Annotated in this window: 15 protein-coding genes; 10 read left to right on the forward strand and 5 right to left on the reverse strand. The window is 66.1% G+C overall.

Annotated elements, in window-relative coordinates; all coding sequences use genetic code 11:
* The first annotated feature begins 158 nt into the window (after window positions 1-158).
* The 3 genes from AmiPiv_RS14230 to AmiPiv_RS14240 all read left to right on the forward strand — a co-directional run bounded on the left by AmiPiv_RS14230 (window position 159) and on the right by AmiPiv_RS14240 (window position 3,559).
* Window positions 159-911, forward strand: a complete 753-nt coding sequence (locus AmiPiv_RS14230) for a LuxR C-terminal-related transcriptional regulator (protein ID WP_445206958.1) — start codon at window positions 159-161, stop codon at window positions 909-911.
* 249 nt (window positions 912-1,160) lie between these two features.
* Window positions 1,161-2,222, forward strand: coding sequence for an NAD-dependent epimerase/dehydratase family protein (locus tag AmiPiv_RS14235; RefSeq protein WP_340038135.1), 1,062 nt, complete (start codon window positions 1,161-1,163; stop codon window positions 2,220-2,222).
* A gap of 8 nt (window positions 2,223-2,230) precedes the next feature.
* On the forward strand, window positions 2,231-3,559 hold the full coding sequence (locus tag AmiPiv_RS14240) for a DUF4910 domain-containing protein (protein ID WP_340038136.1): 1,329 nt from the start codon (window positions 2,231-2,233) through the stop codon (window positions 3,557-3,559).
* Here AmiPiv_RS14240 and rfbC read toward each other — a convergent pair.
* Window positions 3,556-4,092, reverse strand: coding sequence for a dTDP-4-dehydrorhamnose 3,5-epimerase (gene rfbC, locus AmiPiv_RS14245; RefSeq protein ID WP_340038137.1), 537 nt, complete (start codon window positions 4,090-4,092; stop codon window positions 3,556-3,558). The two genes, AmiPiv_RS14240 and rfbC, sit on opposite strands and share 4 nt — an antisense overlap.
* 344 nt (window positions 4,093-4,436) lie before the next feature.
* Between rfbC and AmiPiv_RS14250 the strand changes: the two genes are divergently transcribed.
* The 4 genes from AmiPiv_RS14250 to AmiPiv_RS14265 all read left to right on the forward strand — a co-directional run bounded on the left by AmiPiv_RS14250 (window position 4,437) and on the right by AmiPiv_RS14265 (window position 7,744).
* Window positions 4,437-5,738 carry a class I SAM-dependent methyltransferase gene (locus AmiPiv_RS14250; protein WP_340038138.1) on the forward strand — a complete coding sequence of 434 codons (1,302 nt, stop codon included), beginning with the start codon at window positions 4,437-4,439 and terminating at the stop codon, window positions 5,736-5,738.
* Window positions 5,735-6,550 (forward strand): sugar phosphate nucleotidyltransferase, encoded by an 816-nt coding sequence (locus AmiPiv_RS14255; protein WP_340038139.1) that lies wholly within the window; start codon window positions 5,735-5,737, stop codon window positions 6,548-6,550. The genes AmiPiv_RS14250 and AmiPiv_RS14255 overlap by 4 nt, the downstream gene beginning before the upstream one ends.
* On the forward strand, window positions 6,547-7,200 hold the full coding sequence (locus AmiPiv_RS14260) for a PIG-L deacetylase family protein (RefSeq protein WP_340038140.1): 654 nt from the start codon (window positions 6,547-6,549) through the stop codon (window positions 7,198-7,200). The genes AmiPiv_RS14255 and AmiPiv_RS14260 overlap by 4 nt, the downstream gene beginning before the upstream one ends.
* Before the next feature lie 238 nt (window positions 7,201-7,438).
* Entirely contained in the window at window positions 7,439-7,744 is a 306-nt protein-coding gene (locus AmiPiv_RS14265) for a hypothetical protein (RefSeq protein ID WP_340038141.1), read from the forward strand.
* Window positions 7,745-8,086: 342 nt separating this feature from the next.
* On the opposite strand, the gene AmiPiv_RS14270 is transcribed toward AmiPiv_RS14265, so the two are convergent.
* The gene (locus AmiPiv_RS14270) at window positions 8,087-9,556 is read right to left on the reverse strand and encodes a DUF4214 domain-containing protein (RefSeq protein WP_340038142.1); all 1,470 of its coding nucleotides are present in this window, start codon (window positions 9,554-9,556) and stop codon (window positions 8,087-8,089) included.
* A complete protein-coding gene (locus AmiPiv_RS14275; protein ID WP_340038143.1) occupies window positions 9,553-11,085 on the reverse strand; it encodes a lipopolysaccharide biosynthesis protein in 1,533 nt (510 codons plus the stop codon). The genes AmiPiv_RS14270 and AmiPiv_RS14275 overlap by 4 nt, the downstream gene beginning before the upstream one ends.
* 543 nt (window positions 11,086-11,628) lie before the next feature.
* On the opposite strand from AmiPiv_RS14275, the gene AmiPiv_RS14280 reads away from it, so the two are divergent.
* Both AmiPiv_RS14280 and AmiPiv_RS14285 read left to right on the forward strand, forming a co-directional pair.
* Window positions 11,629-12,747 (forward strand): hypothetical protein, encoded by a 1,119-nt coding sequence (locus AmiPiv_RS14280; protein WP_340038144.1) that lies wholly within the window; start codon window positions 11,629-11,631, stop codon window positions 12,745-12,747.
* 11 nt (window positions 12,748-12,758) lie between these two features.
* Entirely contained in the window at window positions 12,759-13,709 is a 951-nt protein-coding gene (locus AmiPiv_RS14285) for a glycosyltransferase (protein WP_340038145.1), read from the forward strand.
* On the opposite strand, the gene AmiPiv_RS14290 is transcribed toward AmiPiv_RS14285, so the two are convergent.
* Complete coding sequence (locus AmiPiv_RS14290) at window positions 13,678-14,682, reverse strand: glycosyltransferase (RefSeq protein WP_340038146.1); 1,005 nt, start codon at window positions 14,680-14,682, stop codon at window positions 13,678-13,680. The genes AmiPiv_RS14285 and AmiPiv_RS14290 overlap by 32 nt on opposite strands.
* Before the next feature lie 261 nt (window positions 14,683-14,943).
* Here AmiPiv_RS14290 and AmiPiv_RS14295 point away from each other — a divergent pair, with 261 nt between their 5' ends.
* On the forward strand, window positions 14,944-16,137 hold the full coding sequence (locus AmiPiv_RS14295) for a glycosyltransferase (protein WP_340038147.1): 1,194 nt from the start codon (window positions 14,944-14,946) through the stop codon (window positions 16,135-16,137).
* Between the two features lie 4 nt (window positions 16,138-16,141).
* Here the strand turns inward: AmiPiv_RS14295 and AmiPiv_RS14300 are convergent, their stop codons facing one another.
* Window positions 16,142-17,365, reverse strand: coding sequence for a glycosyltransferase family 4 protein (locus tag AmiPiv_RS14300; RefSeq protein ID WP_340038148.1), 1,224 nt, complete (start codon window positions 17,363-17,365; stop codon window positions 16,142-16,144).

Consider the following 17,365-nt stretch of genomic DNA (forward strand, 5'->3'; position numbering starts at 1 on the left):
CCAGGAGACATCGTGGAGAGGAAGCAAGGCGGCGCCTCTGCGGGAATGCGGATGTATGTGCGCCGTATCAGGGGGATGAAAGCCGGCACTTAGTAGTTGTTCATGGGGTGTGCTGATCGCTGAAGGGGCGATCTGTGTGCGGAAAGGGCGTATGACCAATGGAGACCAACACAGGACATAGCGGCAATTCATCCACGGCGCTTACGAGGAGCGGCGTAGAACTGGTGGTATCGGGCAGCGGGATCGACCGCCGCCCCCACGAACGTCTTCTCATAATCGACAGTAGAGCATTGGATCGCGAATGCCTGGCGAAGGCCTTGATCTATCACGACCTTGGCATGGAGGTTACGGCTCTTGGGTCAATCGACGAATGGCGTAGGCAGAAGGATCTGCACCCGTCACTGTCGGCGATATTGCTCAACCTAGGCGGCCGCAAGGCCGCGGATCCCAACGTGGCCAACGAGATCTCGCGGCTTGCCGCCGAGTTCAAGACGGTCCCGGTCGTCATCCTTGCCGACACCGACGAGCTGAAGCAGATCATGAAGGCGCTGGAGTGCGGCGCGCGCGGCTACATTCCGACGACCGTCGGGGTGGACGTCTGCGTCGAGGCGATCAACCTTGCGATTGCCGGCGGTATTTTCGTTCCCGCCAGCAGCCTGCTTGCCATGCGCCATCTCATCGACTCGAGCAGCCATGAGATTCGCCCGCTGGCTGGCATGTTCACGTCGCGCCAGGTCGAGGTCGTCCAGGCGCTGCGCCGGGGCAAGGCCAACAAGATCATCGCCTATGAACTGAAGCTGCGCGAGAGCACGGTGAAGGTCCATATCCGCAACATCATGAAGAAGCTCAAGGCCACCAACCGGACCGAGGTCGCCTACAAGCTGAACGATCTCTTCCCCGGCGACGTCTGACGCGTTGCCCGGACAAGACCGCAATCCAAGGCCGCCCGCAGCGCTGCGGGCGGCCTTTTGCACGTCGACAACCGTGCAGCGATGGCCGGCAGCAGCCCTACCCCCATTTGACGATGAGTGGCCGTCTTATTGCCGACGCTTCGCCGGCGGCTGAAAATGTACACTTTCCCCCGGGTTGTCGTGGCACCGGGCCGCAGGCACCCGAACATGACGGCCGCTCCGGCGTCGCACTGGCAGATGGGGGACACGATGAAAGTTCTCGTCACGGGACACATGGGCTACATCGGCTCGGTCATGACGCCGATGCTGCTCGCGGCCGGCCACCAGGTCAGCGGCTACGACAGCGACCTCTACCAGCGCTGCACCTTCGATGCCGGCGGCAGCCCGCCTTTGGTGCCTTGGATCCGCAAGGACATCCGCGACGCCGAGCCTCAGGATCTCGAAGGCTTCGAAGCGGTGATCCATCTCGCCGCCCTTTCCAACGACCCGCTGGGCAATCTCGATTCCGACCTGACCTACGAGATCAACCACCGGGCCAGCGTCCGGCTGGCGCGCGCCGCCAAGGCCGCCGGCGTCCGGCGCTTCCTCTACGCCTCGTCCTGCAGCAATTACGGCCAGGCGGGAGCCGACATCATCGACGAGACCGGCGAATTGAAGCCGGTCACGCCCTATGGCTGGTCGAAGGTGATGTCGGAGCGCGACATCGCCCCGCTCGCCGACGCCGGCTTCGAGCCGGTCTACTTCCGTCCGGCCACCGCCTACGGGCTGTCGCCGCGGCTGCGCTTCGACATCGTGCTCAACAACCTCGTCGCCTGGGCGGTCACCCAGGGCGTCATCCTGCTCAAGTCGGACGGCAGCCCGTGGCGGCCGATCGTCCACATCGAGGACATTTCCCGCGCATTCATCGCCGGCCTGGAGGCGCCCCGCGAGGCCGTCCACAACCAGGCCTTCAACGTTGGCCAGACCGCCCACAACTACCGCATCCGCGACATCGCCGAGATCGTCGCCCAAGTGGTTCCCGGCTGCCGGCTGGACTTCGCCGCCGACGCCGGCCCGGACAGCCGCTCCTATCGCGTCAGCTTCGACAAGATCGCCAACCGAATGCCCGCCTTCCAGCCGAAATGGGACGCCCGCGCCGGCGCCGAGCAGCTTTTTGCCGCCTACACCGGCTCGGGGCTGACGCTTGAACAGTTCGAGGGGCCGCGCTTCCAGCGCATCGGCCACATCAGGCACCTGATGGCGAGCGGCATCGTCGACGCCAGGATGCGGCTCCTGCCCGAGGCCGAGCCGCTGAGGTCCATGGCCGGCTGACACGGGCCATGGAGCACCACGGATCCATCGCCCCAGAAGCGTCCGAGGAGATCGGCGCGCAGATCTACGCGCTCGCCGCAAGGCTCTATCCGATCTGCCGCAGCATCACCGGAAACGGGGTGCGCGAAACGCTGGGCATCCTGTCCGAGACCATCCCCCTCGAACGCCACGAGGTCGCCACCGGCACCGCCGCCTTCGACTGGACCATCCCCAAGGAATGGAACATCCGCGGCGCCACGATCAGGGACAGCGCCGGCCGCACGGTGCTCGACTTCGCCGACAACAACCTGCACGTGCTGAACTATTCCATCCCCTTCAGCGGCGTGGTGACGCTGGACGAACTGAAGCGCCACGTCCACACCTTGCCGGACCAGCCCGGCCTCATCCCCTACCGGACGTCCTACTACGTCGAGAACTGGGGTTTCTGCATGGCCCACGACAGCCTGGCCGCACTGCCCGAGGGCGACTACCGGGTGGAGATCGACGCCGAGCTGAAGCCGGGCCACCTGAGCTATGGCGAATACCTCCACCGCGGCGCGACCGACCGCGAATTCCTGCTATCCGCCCATATCTGCCATCCCTCGCTCGCCAACGACAACTGCTCGGGCCTGGCGCTGCTGGCCATGATCGCAGCCGGCCTGCGCGGGCGCCGGACGCGCTACGGCTACCGCTTCCTGTTCGCCCCCGGCACGATCGGCGCGCTAGCCTGGCTGTCGCGCAACGAGGACAAGGTTGGGCGCATCGACCACGGGCTCGTCGTGTCCTGCATCGGCGATGGCGGTGGGCCGACCTACAAGCGCAGCCGCCGCGGCAACGCCTTCATCGACCGGGCGATGGCCCACGTGCTTGGCCGAGGTCATGGCGGCGCGAAGCTCATCGACTTCTCGCCCTATGGCTACGACGAGCGGCAGTTCTGCTCGCCGGGCTTCAACCTGCCGGTCGGACTGTTCCAGCGCAGCGCCTTCGGCACCTTCCCGCAATACCACACCTCCGCCGACGACCTCGATTTCATCCGGCCGGAGCACCTGGCGGCATCGCACCGCATCGTCATGGAGGCGATCGAAATCGTCGAGAGCGACTGGACGCCGCTCAGCCTGTGCCCCAAGGGCGAGCCGCAGCTCGGCCGCCGCGGCCTCTATGCGGCGCTCGGCGGCGACAAGGCGACGGGCCTGAGCGCGATGGGGCTTTTGTGGGTGCTGAACCTTGCCGACGGCGAAAACTCGCTGCTCGCCATGGCCGAGCGCTCGGGCCTCGCTTTCGGCGAACTCGCCGCGGCGGCCGAGCTGCTGCGCGCCCATGGCCTGGTGACGGACGCCGCCGATCCAGGAAGGCCTTAGCTGCCCCCATCCAGCAGCGGCCAGGCGCGGTCCCGGTCCGACATCGCCGTCGGCTGCAGCGGCCAGTAGATGGCGAGCACCGGATCGTCGTAGCGCACCCCGACCGAGGCCATGGGCGCATAGAACCGCGAGATCATGTACGACACCACCGCATCGTCGGTGAGCGTCTGGAAGCCGTGGGCGAACCCTTCCGGCACGTAGATCTGGCGCCGGTTCTCGGGCGTCAGTTCCACTCCCACCCACTGGTACAGCGTGGGCGACGCCGGGCGCAGATCGACCACGACGTCGTAGATGGCGCCGCTGATGCAGGAGACCAGCTTCACCTCGCCATGCGGCGGAAGCTGGAAATGCATGCCGCGCAGCGTGCCCCGAAGGATCGAATGCGACTGGCTGTGCTGGACGAAGCGGGTCTCGAGGCCGCGGTCGGCGAACTCGTTCTCGCAGAAGGTGCGCATGAAGCTGCCGCGCGCATCGGCGACGGGTTCCGGCTCGACGAGCCATGCACCGCTCAATTCGGTCTCGACGAAGCGCACGGTTCCACCCGCTCCCTGAACGTCCCGAACCAGGATTCTTGGCACGCGCGGGCCGACGCGGAAGCGTGTTCTAAGCGGTAGCCCGCCTCAGCCGATGGAGGCAGGCCGGAACGGCCCGCATACCCGTTTGGGATGAGCCGCGGCCGCGCCTACCACCGACACCGCCTTTTGGCTCCGCAGGCTAAGGCTCGACCGCCCTATCGGATGACGCCGCAGATCGTAAGGGCAGATCGAACCCGCGGGGCGTCACCTCTATCCTCGCATCCGGCATAATCGAAAGCCCAGGAATTGTCGGCCAGGCGTGACCCCGACCACGCACCGACCTCGGGGGACTGGAGCAGAGCATGAACGTACACAAGCTCGAGGCCGGCAGGGAAACCGTCGTCGCCAGCCCCTATCTCGCGCCCGCCTGCCGCCTCTGCGGCGCACGCCTCAACCACCTCTTTGTCGATCTCGGCATGTCGCCGCCCTGCGAGAGCTTCCTGCGCGCCGAAGAGGTCGACCAGATGGAGCAGTATTTCCCTCTGAAAGTGCTGGTCTGCGACACCTGCTATCTCGTCCAGCTCAAGGAATATGTGAGCCGCGAGGCGATCTTCAGCGAATACGCCTATTTCTCGTCCTTCTCGACCACCTGGGTGGCGCATGCGAAGCTCTATTGCGAGGCGATCACCCAGCGGCTCGGCCTAGGCCAGGACAGCCTCGCGGTCGAGCTCGCCAGCAACGACGGCTACCTGCTCCAGCACTTCCGGCCGCTCGGCGTTCCCGTGCTCGGCATCGAGCCGGCGGCCAATGTCGCCCGCGCGGCGATCGACAAGGGCATCCCGACGCGCGTCGACTTCTTCGGCGAGCGGCTGGCGCTGCAGCTCGTCGAGGAAGGCGTCGCCGCCGACCTCATCATCGGCAACAACGTGCTCGCGCAGGTGCCCGACCTCAACGACTTCGTCGCCGGCATGAAGCTATTGTTGAAGCCGGAAGGCACGGTCACGCTCGAGTTCCCGCATGTCGAGCGGCTGATCGCCGAGAACCAGTTCGACACCATCTATCACGAGCATTTCTCGTATTTCTCGCTGGTGACGATCGACATGATGGCGCAGCGCCACGGCCTGCGGCTCGTCGACGTCGAGGAGCTTCCGACGCATGGCGGATCGCTGCGCGTCTATCTCACGCACGAAGAGGCCAGGCGCCCCGTCTCGGTGCGCGTCGGCGAGATCGTCGCCCGCGAGCGCCGCCACGGGCTGACCAACATGTCCACCTACGCCTCCTTCGACCACAAGGCCTGCATGGCCAAGCGCGACCTGCTGGCCTTCCTGATCTCGGCCAAGAACGAGGGCAGGAGGATCTGCGGCTACGGCGCCCCCGGCAAGGGCAACACCCTGCTCAACTATTGCGGCATCGGCACCGACTTCCTCGACTTCACCGTCGACCGCAACCCCTACAAGCACGGCCGCTACACCCCCGGCATGCACATCCCGATCCGGCCCGTCTCCGCCATCGACGACGCCAAGCCCGACTACATCCTCGTCCTGCCGTGGAACCTCAAGGACGAGATCATCCGGCAGATGTCCCACGTCGCGGCGTGGGGCGCGAAGTTCGTCGTGCCCATTCCCTATGTCACCATCATCGATCCGGCGGAGCGTTCAACATGAAGGTCGTGCTTTTCTGCGGCGGGCGCGGTACCCGCATTCGCGAATATTCCGAGAGCATCCCAAAGCCGATGATCCCGCTCGGACCGCAGCCGATCATGCGGCACGTGATGCAGTGGTACAGCGACTACGGCCACGACGACTTCGTGCTCTGCCTCGGCTACAAGGCCAACGTCATCAAGGACTTCTTCCTCAGCACGCGGCCCCAGACCTTCGCCGACTGCGTCGTCTCGGGCGGCGGCAAGGACATCCAGCTGCTCAACGAGGGCGTCAAGGACTGGCGCGTCACGCTGCTCGACACCGGCATCTGGCGCAACATCGGCGAGCGCCTGTGGGCGGCGAGAAACCAGGTCAAGGACGAGAAGATGTTCCTGGCCAACTATGCCGACGGACTCACCGACGTCGACCTCAACGACATGCTCGCCAGGTTCGAGGCCAGCGGCATGTATGGCTGCTTCCTGGCCGTGCGCGCGCCCCTCACCTACCACCTCGCCGACATCGACGAGACGGGGCGGGTCCGTGCCCTGCGCGGCACCGACGCGTCCGACATCTGGATCAACGGCGGCTACTTCATCTTCCGGCCGGAGATCTTCGACTACATGAACGATGGCGAGGAACTGGTGCTCGAGCCCTTCGCGCGGCTGATCGCCGACAACAAGCTGATGGCCTACAAGCACGAGGGCTTCTGGCGCTCGATGGACACCCTGCGCGACTGGCAGTCGCTCGAGGACATGGTCGAGAACGGCGAGATGCCGTGGAATGCAGCCGTGCGGGCCGAACGCGCCAGGCGCAACGTCATCAAGGCCGCTTCATGAGGAGCCTGGGCCTGGCGCGGGAGGGCGAGCGTCTTTCGCTGCTGTGCCTGGGCGCGCATTCCGACGACATCGAGATCGGCGCCGGCGGCACCATCCTCAGCCTCATCGCCCAGGGCGTCCGCCTCAGCGTCGACTGGTGCGTGCTGAGTGCTGCCGGCCCGCGCGCCGCCGAGGCAAGGGCCTCCGCGCAGGCCTTCCTCGCCGGCGCCGAGCAGGCGCGCATCGAGGTCGCCGACTTCGAGGACAGCTACTTTCCGGAGCAGCTTCGGGCCATCAAGCAATGGCTGATCGAGCTGCGCGGCCGGGCGGCGCCCGATCTCGTGCTGACCCACGCCCGGGCCGACGCCCACCAGGACCACCGGGTCGTCAACCAGCTGACCTGGAACCTGTTCCGCGATCACCTGGTGCTGGAATACGAGATTCCCAAATGGGACGGCGATCTGGGCCGGCCAAACGTGTTTGTACCGTTGACAAGCGAGACGATGGAAAGGAAGCTGGCCTTGCTGCGCGAGCATTTCGGCACGCAGCGCTCGAAGGACTGGTTCGACAGGGGGACTTTTCAGGGACTGGCGCGGTTGCGGGGCATGGAGTGCCGTGCGCCCGAACAGCATGCCGAAGCATTCTTTGCCCGAAAGCTGCGCCTGATTTGAAGACGAAGAGGCGTTCGGCATCACGGAAATTTGCGAATTGCCGGCTGGCCGTTTTCAACGGGACAATAGCCGGGATTTCCACAGGAACTCGTGCCGGAAACATGGCGCACCACTTGAAGTAGTGGCCACTTTCGGCTAACAAATGCAGAGCAAGTTGTGAGATGTATATACCTGTCTGCATTGCGGGACGGGCGTGAAGTGATTGCAGTAGCTGTTTTGCGGATTGAGGGCTGCTCTGATGGACACTTCGATGCTGCCACGCGGCAGCGACTTGCGTGATTTTTCCTTATTGGACGTTCGCTTGGGCACAGTCGACGGCGGGGAACAAGGCCTGCTGGTGATGCGGTCGAACCAGTTGGTGGCCGTGCTGACACAGGTCGACGAGGAACTTTATTCGGTCAAGGGGGGATGGTTCCTCGAGACGGGCTACGGCCGCCTCACCGGCTGTCACCAGCTGTTCGAAACGCTCGACGACGCGACATGCTGGATTGCCGGGCATTTCGAAACGGAGACGCACGAGACGCCGCGCTATTCGATGGCGTGAGGGCAACGGCCGCCTGGAGCGGCCACGGCATCCCTCGCAGCATCCAGCCTGGCGTCACGGACATCCGGCCCGGCTGCTGGCGTCAGCGGCAGCTCGCGAGACCGCTGACGCCCCTTTTGCAATCCTGGTGGTTGCGGCCCCGCGCCTGGCGGGCGCCGCTGCTTCAGCGGAGCATGCCCCCGCGGGGCTCAAAGGTCGATTGCGGGGACCGGACGGGCGCGCGCTGGCGGTCGGCTGAACCTGAAGCGTCCAGCTTCAAGCAGCAGTGCCTGAAACGCAAACGATTCCCCAGAAAAGAGCTGGACGTCCTCCTTGCGTTCGTTCGAACGCACGACGCTCTGCTCAGCCCGGTGGTACCGCGCCGGTCACGCTCGTGTCTCTGCCGAGCTGGACGGCAAATTTGAACGTGAACTCGCTCGACGTCATCATGCCGATGGCCACGTCCTCCCGCGCCATGGATCCCGCCCGCAACTGCCTGGCGTAGCTCTCGACACCGTAGGCGTCGCCGTCGCGCATCATCAGCAGGCGATAGAGAAAGCCCACATAGGCACGGTCGGACATACTGAACGGCGTGTAGCGCGCGCTGAACTCGTCCGAGCGCAGCAGCGCGATTGCCATGTCGAAGTAGCTCGCCTCGCCGCTCTCCAGCGCGCTCGCCCAGCGCGCCATGTCCTCGCCGCCGTCGCTGCGGCCCAGCACCAGGCAATAGCCGAAGCTCGCCTGCCGGCGCGCGATCGACTCGACCGTCCGGATCGCCTTCAGGTCGCAATCGCGCGAGGGCATCGCCGGCGGCCGCGGCCCCCTGATCAGGTCCCTGACCGTGGCATAGGCCGGCTTGGGCTCGCCGGGCCACCAGCCCTTTTCGGCGCTGCCGGTCACCCGCACCAGCCCCATGACGGCCTCGAAGCTCGGGGCCCAGTAGGGCTCGTCCATCAGCTCGTAGATGTGGGCCGCCTCGATCCGGTACTTTCGCTGCATCTGGCGCAGCCGCGACATCGCCCATTTCAGCCCCTCGGCCTGCTGCTGTTCGCTGCGCTGGCTGCCATAGGGATTGTTGAATTCGGTGACCCATATCGGCCGGTCATAGCGCGCGAGCTTCTCGAAGGCCCATTCGGGATCCTCGCCATACATGTGCCAGACGGTGATGTCCCAGGCGATGCCGTCTTTTTGCATGCGCTCGAACGCCCCGGTATGCCCCCAGCCGGCGGTCCCCATCGCCTTGCGGATGGTCGGGTCGGCCTCGGTCATGCCGTCCGAAAGCCCTTTCAGCACGGCGCTCACCTTCACCCACCGCGGACCATAGTACTCCAGCGCCTCGACACCGCCCGCCGGGCCCCAGGAGCACGGATACTGGGTGCCGTCATCGCGCTGCTCGCAAGGCTGGATGATGGCGTAGTTCTCCATCTCGTTGCCGAGCTCCCAGACGCGTATGTCGGTCTTGAAGCGGGTGCCGAGCGTCAGCGCCAGCCTGCGCGCCCCGGCATAGAGTTCGTCCGGGGCGGATTTGTCGAGATCGAGCCCGGCCGGGGTGAGGACGGGCAGGATGTCGATCGAGCGCTGCCTGGCGGCGGCGACCAATTCGGCGAGGCGGTCCGCAGTGTCGGCGCCGGTGACGTTGACGCGGTACGAACGGACGCCGAGGTCGCGAAGATAGTCGAGCTGGCGCTCGATTCCAATCCCCGGATAGGCCGTGAACGGATGGCCGTTCACGCCCCACACAAGGTCCGCGCGCGCCGGCAATGCCCAGATCGACAGGGAGCAGAGAACGGCCGCGGCGAGACCACGCACCGGAATTCGCCAATGGTCCTTCATGTCACAGCCTCATAGTTCAGCCTGATGTCCGAGTAGAGTTCGACGAACCTTCGCCGCTGCCCGAGCACGACGAGCAGGATGAAGAGATGGAGCGGCCCCATGAGGCCGCAGGCGAGCATGAGGCGGACGACCGGCCCGGAGTCGGTCGCGAACGTCGACAATGCCGCAAAGGCCATCGTCGCGCTCGTCAGCCCGGCGACCAGGGATGGTCCGACAGCCCGGAAGATGTGCCCCAGCCTTATCGGCGTGCCGTGGAAGCACCACGACAGATGCGGGATCAGCCACAGCGCCAGCACCGTCGAATAGGCGGCGGAGACGCCGTTCGGCCCGTAAGGCAGGCCGATGAGATAGGCGCCGATGCACAGCATCGCGATGACGACCGCGATGGCCAGCGACCGCCGCTGCAGCCCGAGCGCGAACAGCAGCCAGCCGGGCGGGTTCATCATCCCGAGAAAGAGCACGCTCGGCGCCAGCAGGCGGAAAGCGTCGCTTGCGCCGGCCCACTCCGGTCCAAGTATCGTCCCGACGATCTCGGGCGCGAAGAACAGGAACAGGAACGAGGTGGGCACGGTGGCGCAGTTCATGAGGTAGAAGAAGTCGAAGAAGTACCTTCTGAGCCCGTCCGGCTGATCCTGCAGCTTGGACAGCGCGGCGAATGCGACGGGTCCGATCGACTGGCTGAGCTGGGTGGCCGGCAGCGTCGACAGTTGGCTCGCCCGGCCGTAGAGCCCCAGCGCATCCGCCCCCCAGTAGCGGCCCAGCAACATCTTCTCGAGGTTGTAGGCCAGGTAGACGACGATCGTGTTGACGACGACCGTCCCTCCCATGTGGATCAGAGGCCGGACGCCGCTCGCATCGCGAGACGGCCGCGGCACCCATCCCGAAACGACCCATGCCCCGATGCTGTTGACCGCCGGCCATGCCACTGCCGAGGCCACGAGCGCCCAGTAGCCGTAGCCCATGAACGCTAGGGCTATGCCCAGGGCGGAGCTGGCGAGGCCCGAGACAACATCCAGCGTGGCCACCGCGCCAAAGCGCATCTGGCGCTGCAGCAGCGCGACCGGAACCGAACCGATCGACGTCAGCACGAACGAGGGTATCAGCGCCAGGACAAGCGAGGAGATGCGCGGGTCGTGGTAGAACTGAGCCGCAAAAAGCGAAAGCACGTAGCTGCCGAGGGAGACGAGCAATGACAACAGTACCGTGAACACGAAGAGGAAGTAGAGCTGGCTCTCGGTCAGCTCCTTGTTCTGTATCGCGCCGCTGGCGATGCCCCCGCCTGCAATGGCCTGGAACAGGCCGACGAGCACGACGGCCATCGTGAACAGGCCGAAATCGGCCGGGTGGATCAGCCGCGACAGGATCGCGATGAACAGCAGCCTGATCGCCACATTGGCCAGCTGGCTGGCCAGCTTGGCGATGCCGCCCCGGATGCTCGAGTGCCGCAACTTCGCGACGCTGTGAAATTCGCCGGCCACCGACGGAGCGTCGTCGCGGCTGGGAGCCGATTCCCTGACGTTCAAGTTCATGTTGCTACACGACCCCCGTTTGGCCGGCCTGCCATCGGCCTTGGCAGCACCGGCTTCATCCCCCGTTCTCGTTGAGACACCAGTTCACGATCTTGCCCAGACCCGTTCCGAGCGGGGGTTGGGCTTGCCAGTCGATGAGGCAGTCCGTCCGCCGGACATCGGCGGCGGCCTCGTCATGTCCCACGGGGCGGGAAGCGCCGGCGATCGGCGCGCTGCGAAAGTGGGAACCCGCCCGTTGGGCCATGCCTTCTGTGTTCCTTTCGGCCAGACACCGGACCTTGCCGACGTCGCACGGCGGGCGCGCCCGCGCCTCGCCGGTCGCTCGATGTTCCCATTTCCGCAGGCTCCCGCTCCAGTACTGACTACGGTCGATGCAGTGTCGCGGGCCGTAATTCCTATGGCGTAGTCTCGACCAAAATGACGTCGTCGCGCTCATGTCCCGTTCAAGCCGGGGCACATAACATCCGGCGCTGTGCAATCACCGCGGGGGTCGCCGGGATGCGGGCGGCAGCCTTCGCGCTCCTGGTAACGCGGAGATCATGAATGACCGCTGCCCCGCATGTGCTGCCCAGAGAAGCAGAAGGCCCCGCCACAACCCCGAACAGTGCTGTCCGCAGTGGATTCACCGGCAGCTCGATCTTCGGAGCCGGCGACCTGGTCGAGATCAGGAGCAAGGAAGAGATCCTGGCGACGCTCGATGCGAATGGCGAGCTGGAAAGCATGCCGTTCATGCCGGAGATGCTGCAATATTGCGGGCAACGCTTCCGCGTCTACAAGAGGGCCCACAAGTCCTGCGATACCGTGTCGGGCGCCTACAAGGGACTGAAGCTCGAAAACGCGGTTCACCTCAGCCTGCGCTGCGATGGCAGCGCCCATGGCGGCTGCCAGGCCGGATGCCTGCTGTTCTGGAAGGACGACTGGCTGAAGCCCGTCGAGGTCGCTTCGTCGCCGGCCGTGGCCAGGCCGTCGCCCCGTCGCGCGGGCTGCACCGAACAGCAGCTTCTGGACGCCGTCAGCGACGGCAGGCCACCGGAACAGCGCCGGTACAGCTGCCAGGCGACGCGGCTGCTCGCCTACACGGCCACGCTGAAATGGTGGCGCTTCGGCCAGTATCTGGAAGACTTCACGTCCGGCAACGCTTCGCCTTCCGAAATGTGGCACTCGTTCGCCTACGCGACATATGTGACGCTGACGATGGCACATCGCCGCACGCTGGGAAAACCGGGACGGTGGCTCTACGACCGGTTCCAGAAGCTGCGCGGCGGCCTCCCCTTCCCCGCCAAGAAGGGCAAGTTCGCGGTCAACCAGGTCACCCCGTGCGAGCCTCTCAACCTTCAGCCCGGCGAACTCGTCAGAGTGAAGTCATATGCGGAAATCCTGGCGACGCTGAACATCACCGGCGGCAACGGCAGGCTCCAGTTCGACGCAGAAATGGTGCCGTCCTGCGGCAAGACCTACCGCGTGCTGACCAGGATCGACAAGTTCGTCGACGAAAAGAACGGGCTGCTGCACGGCTTGAAGAGGCCCGCCATCATACTCGAGGACGCCGTGTGCCGCGGCTGCTACAGCCATGACCGGATGATGTGCCCGCGCAGCATCTATTCCTGGTGGCGCGAGGTCTGGCTGGAGCGCGTCCCTGAAAACAGCGACGCCAGGCAATAGTCCACCCAGCGATGCTGACCATAGCGATCTGCACGCACAATCGCAGCGGCGACCTCGCCGAGTGCCTGCAGTCGCTGCTGGGCGGCCGCGAGCGGGCAATGCCCCCCGTGCTCGTGGTCGACAGCGCGTCCTCGGAAAGCGAAAGGCTGAAGATCGCGGCAGCGGCCGCGCAGTGGCCGCAGGCAAGCCTGATCCGCGTCGACAGGCCGGGGCTCGCGACTGCCAGGAACGCCGCGCTGGCCGCCACCCGTACCGACTGGATCGCCTATCTCGACGACGATGTCGTGGCGGCGGACGATTGGGTCGACGAGGCCCTGCATGTGGTCCGTTCGGCACCGCCCGGCTGTGCCATCATCGGCGGACGCGTGGACCCCATTTATGCCGACGGGCAATCCTGCCATATCGGCCCCCGCTGGCGCCAGCTCTTGTCCCTCACGCAGGTCGAAAGTGGTACAGCCTCGAACGGCAAAATGGGCATCGTGGGGGCAAACGTCATCTTCCGGCGCGAGGCGCTGCTTGCCGTCGGAGCGTTCTCGCCGCAGCTCGGCCGGGTGGGCAAAGTCTTGCTGAGCGGCGAGGAGAAGCTCGCCGTCGAATGCCTGCTCAAGCAGGGCGCGGCCGTCCTCCACAACGGACGCATGCGTGTCGGCCACAAGATCCCGCCGGAGCGCCTGGAGCGCCGCTGGGCCGTGCGCCGCGCCTATTGGGACGGGATCACCGACCAGAAGATCAGGCGCATGCAGGGCGAGCCGATAGGGCTCGCCGAACTGCTCAAGCTGCTCGCCTCGCTGCCGGTGCTTGGCCTGGCATATTTCGTCCCGTCGCCGCGGCAGGAATTCTTCCTCCGCTTCTGGTACGACACCGGCTACCTGCGCGAACTGTTTGCCAGCGTGGCACTGCCGAACGACGAACCGGCGCTTTCCCCCGAGCTCACGGACAAATCGGCTTCTCGGGCCCTCTAGGCAGGGATTTGCGCGGAGCGCCGACCCGATGCCTCTGGCCCGAGACGGCAAAATAGAGCCATTCGCTCAATGCCGCGGCGAAGTCGAGCGGCCCCACCGCATCGTCGATTTCGGCGAGGCGTTTCATCTGCAGCGCCAGCAGGCGCGGGTTCCCGTTCCTGAACAGCGGCAGCAGCGACCGCCGCAGCAGATACCTCCGGAAGAGCCCGCGGCAGTCACGATATTCGCCCCGGCTCATGACAAGGGGCCCGTATCTGTCGAGCAGCAGCAGCCATTCGAACAGATGATCGCCGTTGACGGTGGCGACGGTCGCCGAATGGCTGTCCTCATGATGCCTGAACGTGGCGAGCACCTCGTGCACGAAGCCGAAGGAACCGCGCATCGACACCCTGATCGCGCAATCTGCGTCGCACGAGCTCATGGTCGCATCGTAAGGCGGGTGCCGGGCATCGAAGACAGCCTTCCGAAACAACAGGTGCGTGCCCGACAGCACCATCGTCTCGCGCCGCAGATAGGCCCTGACCACTGCGGGCCCGGGAAACACGTCGATGTCGGGATCGAGCTCCGACCCGAGATTGCCGATGTCGGCGCACAGGCAGCCGACGACGCCGATATCGTCGCTGCGCTCCGCCACCTCGACCATGAGCGAGATCGCCGTCGGCGCGATCAGATCGTCGGCGCAGAGCAGGCGGACATATTTCGCCGTGGCCGGAGCCATGGCGGCGACGGCATTGAGGTTGTCGCACAGCGGGATGGTGGCGGGATTGCGCCGCGTCACGATGGGCACGCGGCCGCCTCCGTAGCGCGCGATGATCTCTGCGGTACGGTCCGTACTGGCATTGTCCAGGACGACATGCACCAGATTGGGGTAGTCGCTCGCCTGGACGCACCGCATGGTTTCGTCGAGGAAACGCTCGCCGTTGAACACGGGAGTGAGGATAGCCACCTGGGGATGGCTCTCGGTCGCACGCATCAGCCAGCTCCTGTGATCAACAGGCACGTACTCGCCCAACACCGCCGAAGGCCATGATTCCGGGAAAGCTGCGCCCTGTCAGGCCCGCCAATCTGGCGACCTCGACAGACAAAAGGCGTAGCGGTGTGAGACGGCTCGATGTTCGCGCGGCAAGACCGCCCTTCGCCCATGCCCGCGGGCTTACCTCCAACGTGTAGTGGGTCGCGCCGGTGTCGAAATGCTAGCTTCTTGTTCCGAGCCATCCCGCGAGCGGTTGACCAGATGACGTCGGACCTGATTGGACATGGTTTGGAGTCCAGCCGGCCGGCTCGGGCGGACCGAACCGTCTCCACGCCCCGTGTCCTGATCGACAACTCGCTTTCGGTCGTCAACCGCACCGGCGCGTACCACATCGCCAAGGATCTCTGCCGCGAGTTCGTGCCGGAGGTGGCCGACGTCCGCTACTGGCGGCTCGGCCGCCATGCGCCGGAGGGGCTGTTCCGCAAGCTTTCGGCACGGCTGATGATGGCCGAGATCGGCTTCGCCGGAAACAGCGAGCGCTTGCTGATCCGCGACGATGTCGGCCGCGGCGGCTTCAGGCTGTTCCTCGACCCGCTCTACGTCCTGAGGTCGGCTCTGGCTCCCAACGACGTCGTCCTGTGCCACGACACCGGGCCGCTCACCCACCCGGCGCTCTACCATCCGGGCACCGTGCAGAGCTACCGCCATGCCTATCGCAAGATCGCCCGTACCCGCCCCGGCGTCGTCTTCGTCAGCAACTGGTCGCGCGACAGCTTCGTCTCCCTCTACGGGTCGGACTTCCGCTTCCTCACGACCATTCCGCTCTACGTCCGCAGCGAGCTGTTCGAAGGCCCTGCCGAGCCGGTCGACGGGCTTGAGCCGCCGTTCATCCTGACCGTCGGCGCCTTCGAGACCCGCAAGAACCAGACGATCGCGCTGCAGGCATTCCGCGACGGGGGGTTCCATCGCCGGGGCGTCCGCTATGTCCTTTGCGGATCCAGAGGGGCAGGTCACGAGGAGATCGTCGCGCTGGCGCGCACCGTACCCGGCGTCCGGATCCTCGATTACGTGCCGGACGCTGAGCTGCGCTGGCTCTATGGCAATGCGGAAGCCTTCCTGCTGCCGAGCCTGCTGGAAGGCTTCGGAATGCCCGCGCTGGAAGCGGCCTATATGGGGCTGCTGCCGATCGTCTCGGCCGGCAGTGCCCTTGTCGAGGCCGTCGACGGCGTCTGCTTCGAGGTTCCGCCCGGCGATCCGGCTGCCATAGCCAACGCCATCGATGCGGCACTGGCGCGAGACCCGGCGGAGAAGGCCGCGACGGCCAATCGTCTCAGGACGATGGCTGCGGCCTTCACCAAGTCCCGGTTCCTGTCGCGCTGGCGGGATTTGCTGATGTCAAACGGCATGGGCGACGCGGCGGGAAAGACCGGCAACCGCAAGCCGGCGTCCGCCTGATCGATCACGCCTCGGATGAAACCGTCATGTCCACCTCGGCCATGAGCCTGAGGTAGGTCTCGGCGATGCCGCGCCAAGTGTAGTTGCCGGCGCGGATGCGGCCGGCCTCGACTAGGCTGCGCCTGAGATCCGGCTTGAACTGCAGGCTGCGGATGGCCTCCGCCCACGCATCCGGATCGTCCGGATCGGCATAGAGCGCCGCTTCGCCGCACACTTCCGGCAGGCAGGGCGAGGTCGAGGCGACGACCGGACAGCCAGCCACCATGGCCTCCACCGCCGGCAGGCCGAAGCCCTCGATGCGCGACGGAAACAGGAAGCACAGCGCGCCCGCGAGCGCCCATTTGAAGTCGTCGTCGCCGATCCGTCCCAGCCGCCTGAGGTTGCCCGGCAGCGGCGACACGTGGCGCAGGAGTTCGGCCTCGCCGATGTCCCCGGCCATCCAGACATCGAGCCCCATGGCGTCGAGCAGCGGCGCGAGCCTGAGCAGCAGTTCGACGTTCTTGTATTTCTGGTCGCGCCCCAGGCACATCACATAGGGCCTGTCCGTCTCGGCCCACAGTCGCGCGCGACCGGCGTCCCAGCGTTCGGCATGGTCGGCGCCGTTGTAGGTGACGGTGACCTTCTCCGCCGCGGCGACATGCCAGGCGGCCAGGTGCTGGCGCGACAGCTGCGAAACCGTGGTGATGCGCGCCGCGCGCCGCCCGAGCACCGGCAGCAGGATGCGGTGCGCCCAGCGGAACAGCCGGCCGTAGCTTTCCGGCATCAGCAGGGTGTGCAGGTCGTGGATGCAGACGATGTGCCGCCTCGGGACGACGGGCGCGAGATTGCAGAAGCTAAGCAGGCCGCCGGGCACGTGCCGCGGCAGCTGCAGCTGGACCCAGAACTGCGGCAGGCGCGGCCGGTCGTATTCCGGAACCACCCGGACGCCTATGGCGCTGAGCGGCAGTTGCACCGGGCGCGGCGCGACGAGGTCGAGATGCAGCCCGCGCGCCAGGGGATGGCCCTCGGCCACCAGCGCATCGAGGGCGAGCGTGACTTCGCGGGCATAGCGCGCCACGCCGTTGGGGTTGAGGTTGACGAAGTCGCCGTTGATGGTCCAGCGGCGGCTGCGGCCGCGGGAAAGGGCGACAGTTTCGCCCTGTGCCTTCGCGGATGGCACCGGCGTGAGGCCCATCCGTTGCTCGTTGAGCAGCCATCGTCCCGAACCCGGCAGCTTGGCTGCGCCCAT

It is taken from the genome of Aminobacter sp. Piv2-1, assembly GCF_037625995.1.
GTDB lineage: Bacteria > Pseudomonadota > Alphaproteobacteria > Rhizobiales > Rhizobiaceae > Aminobacter.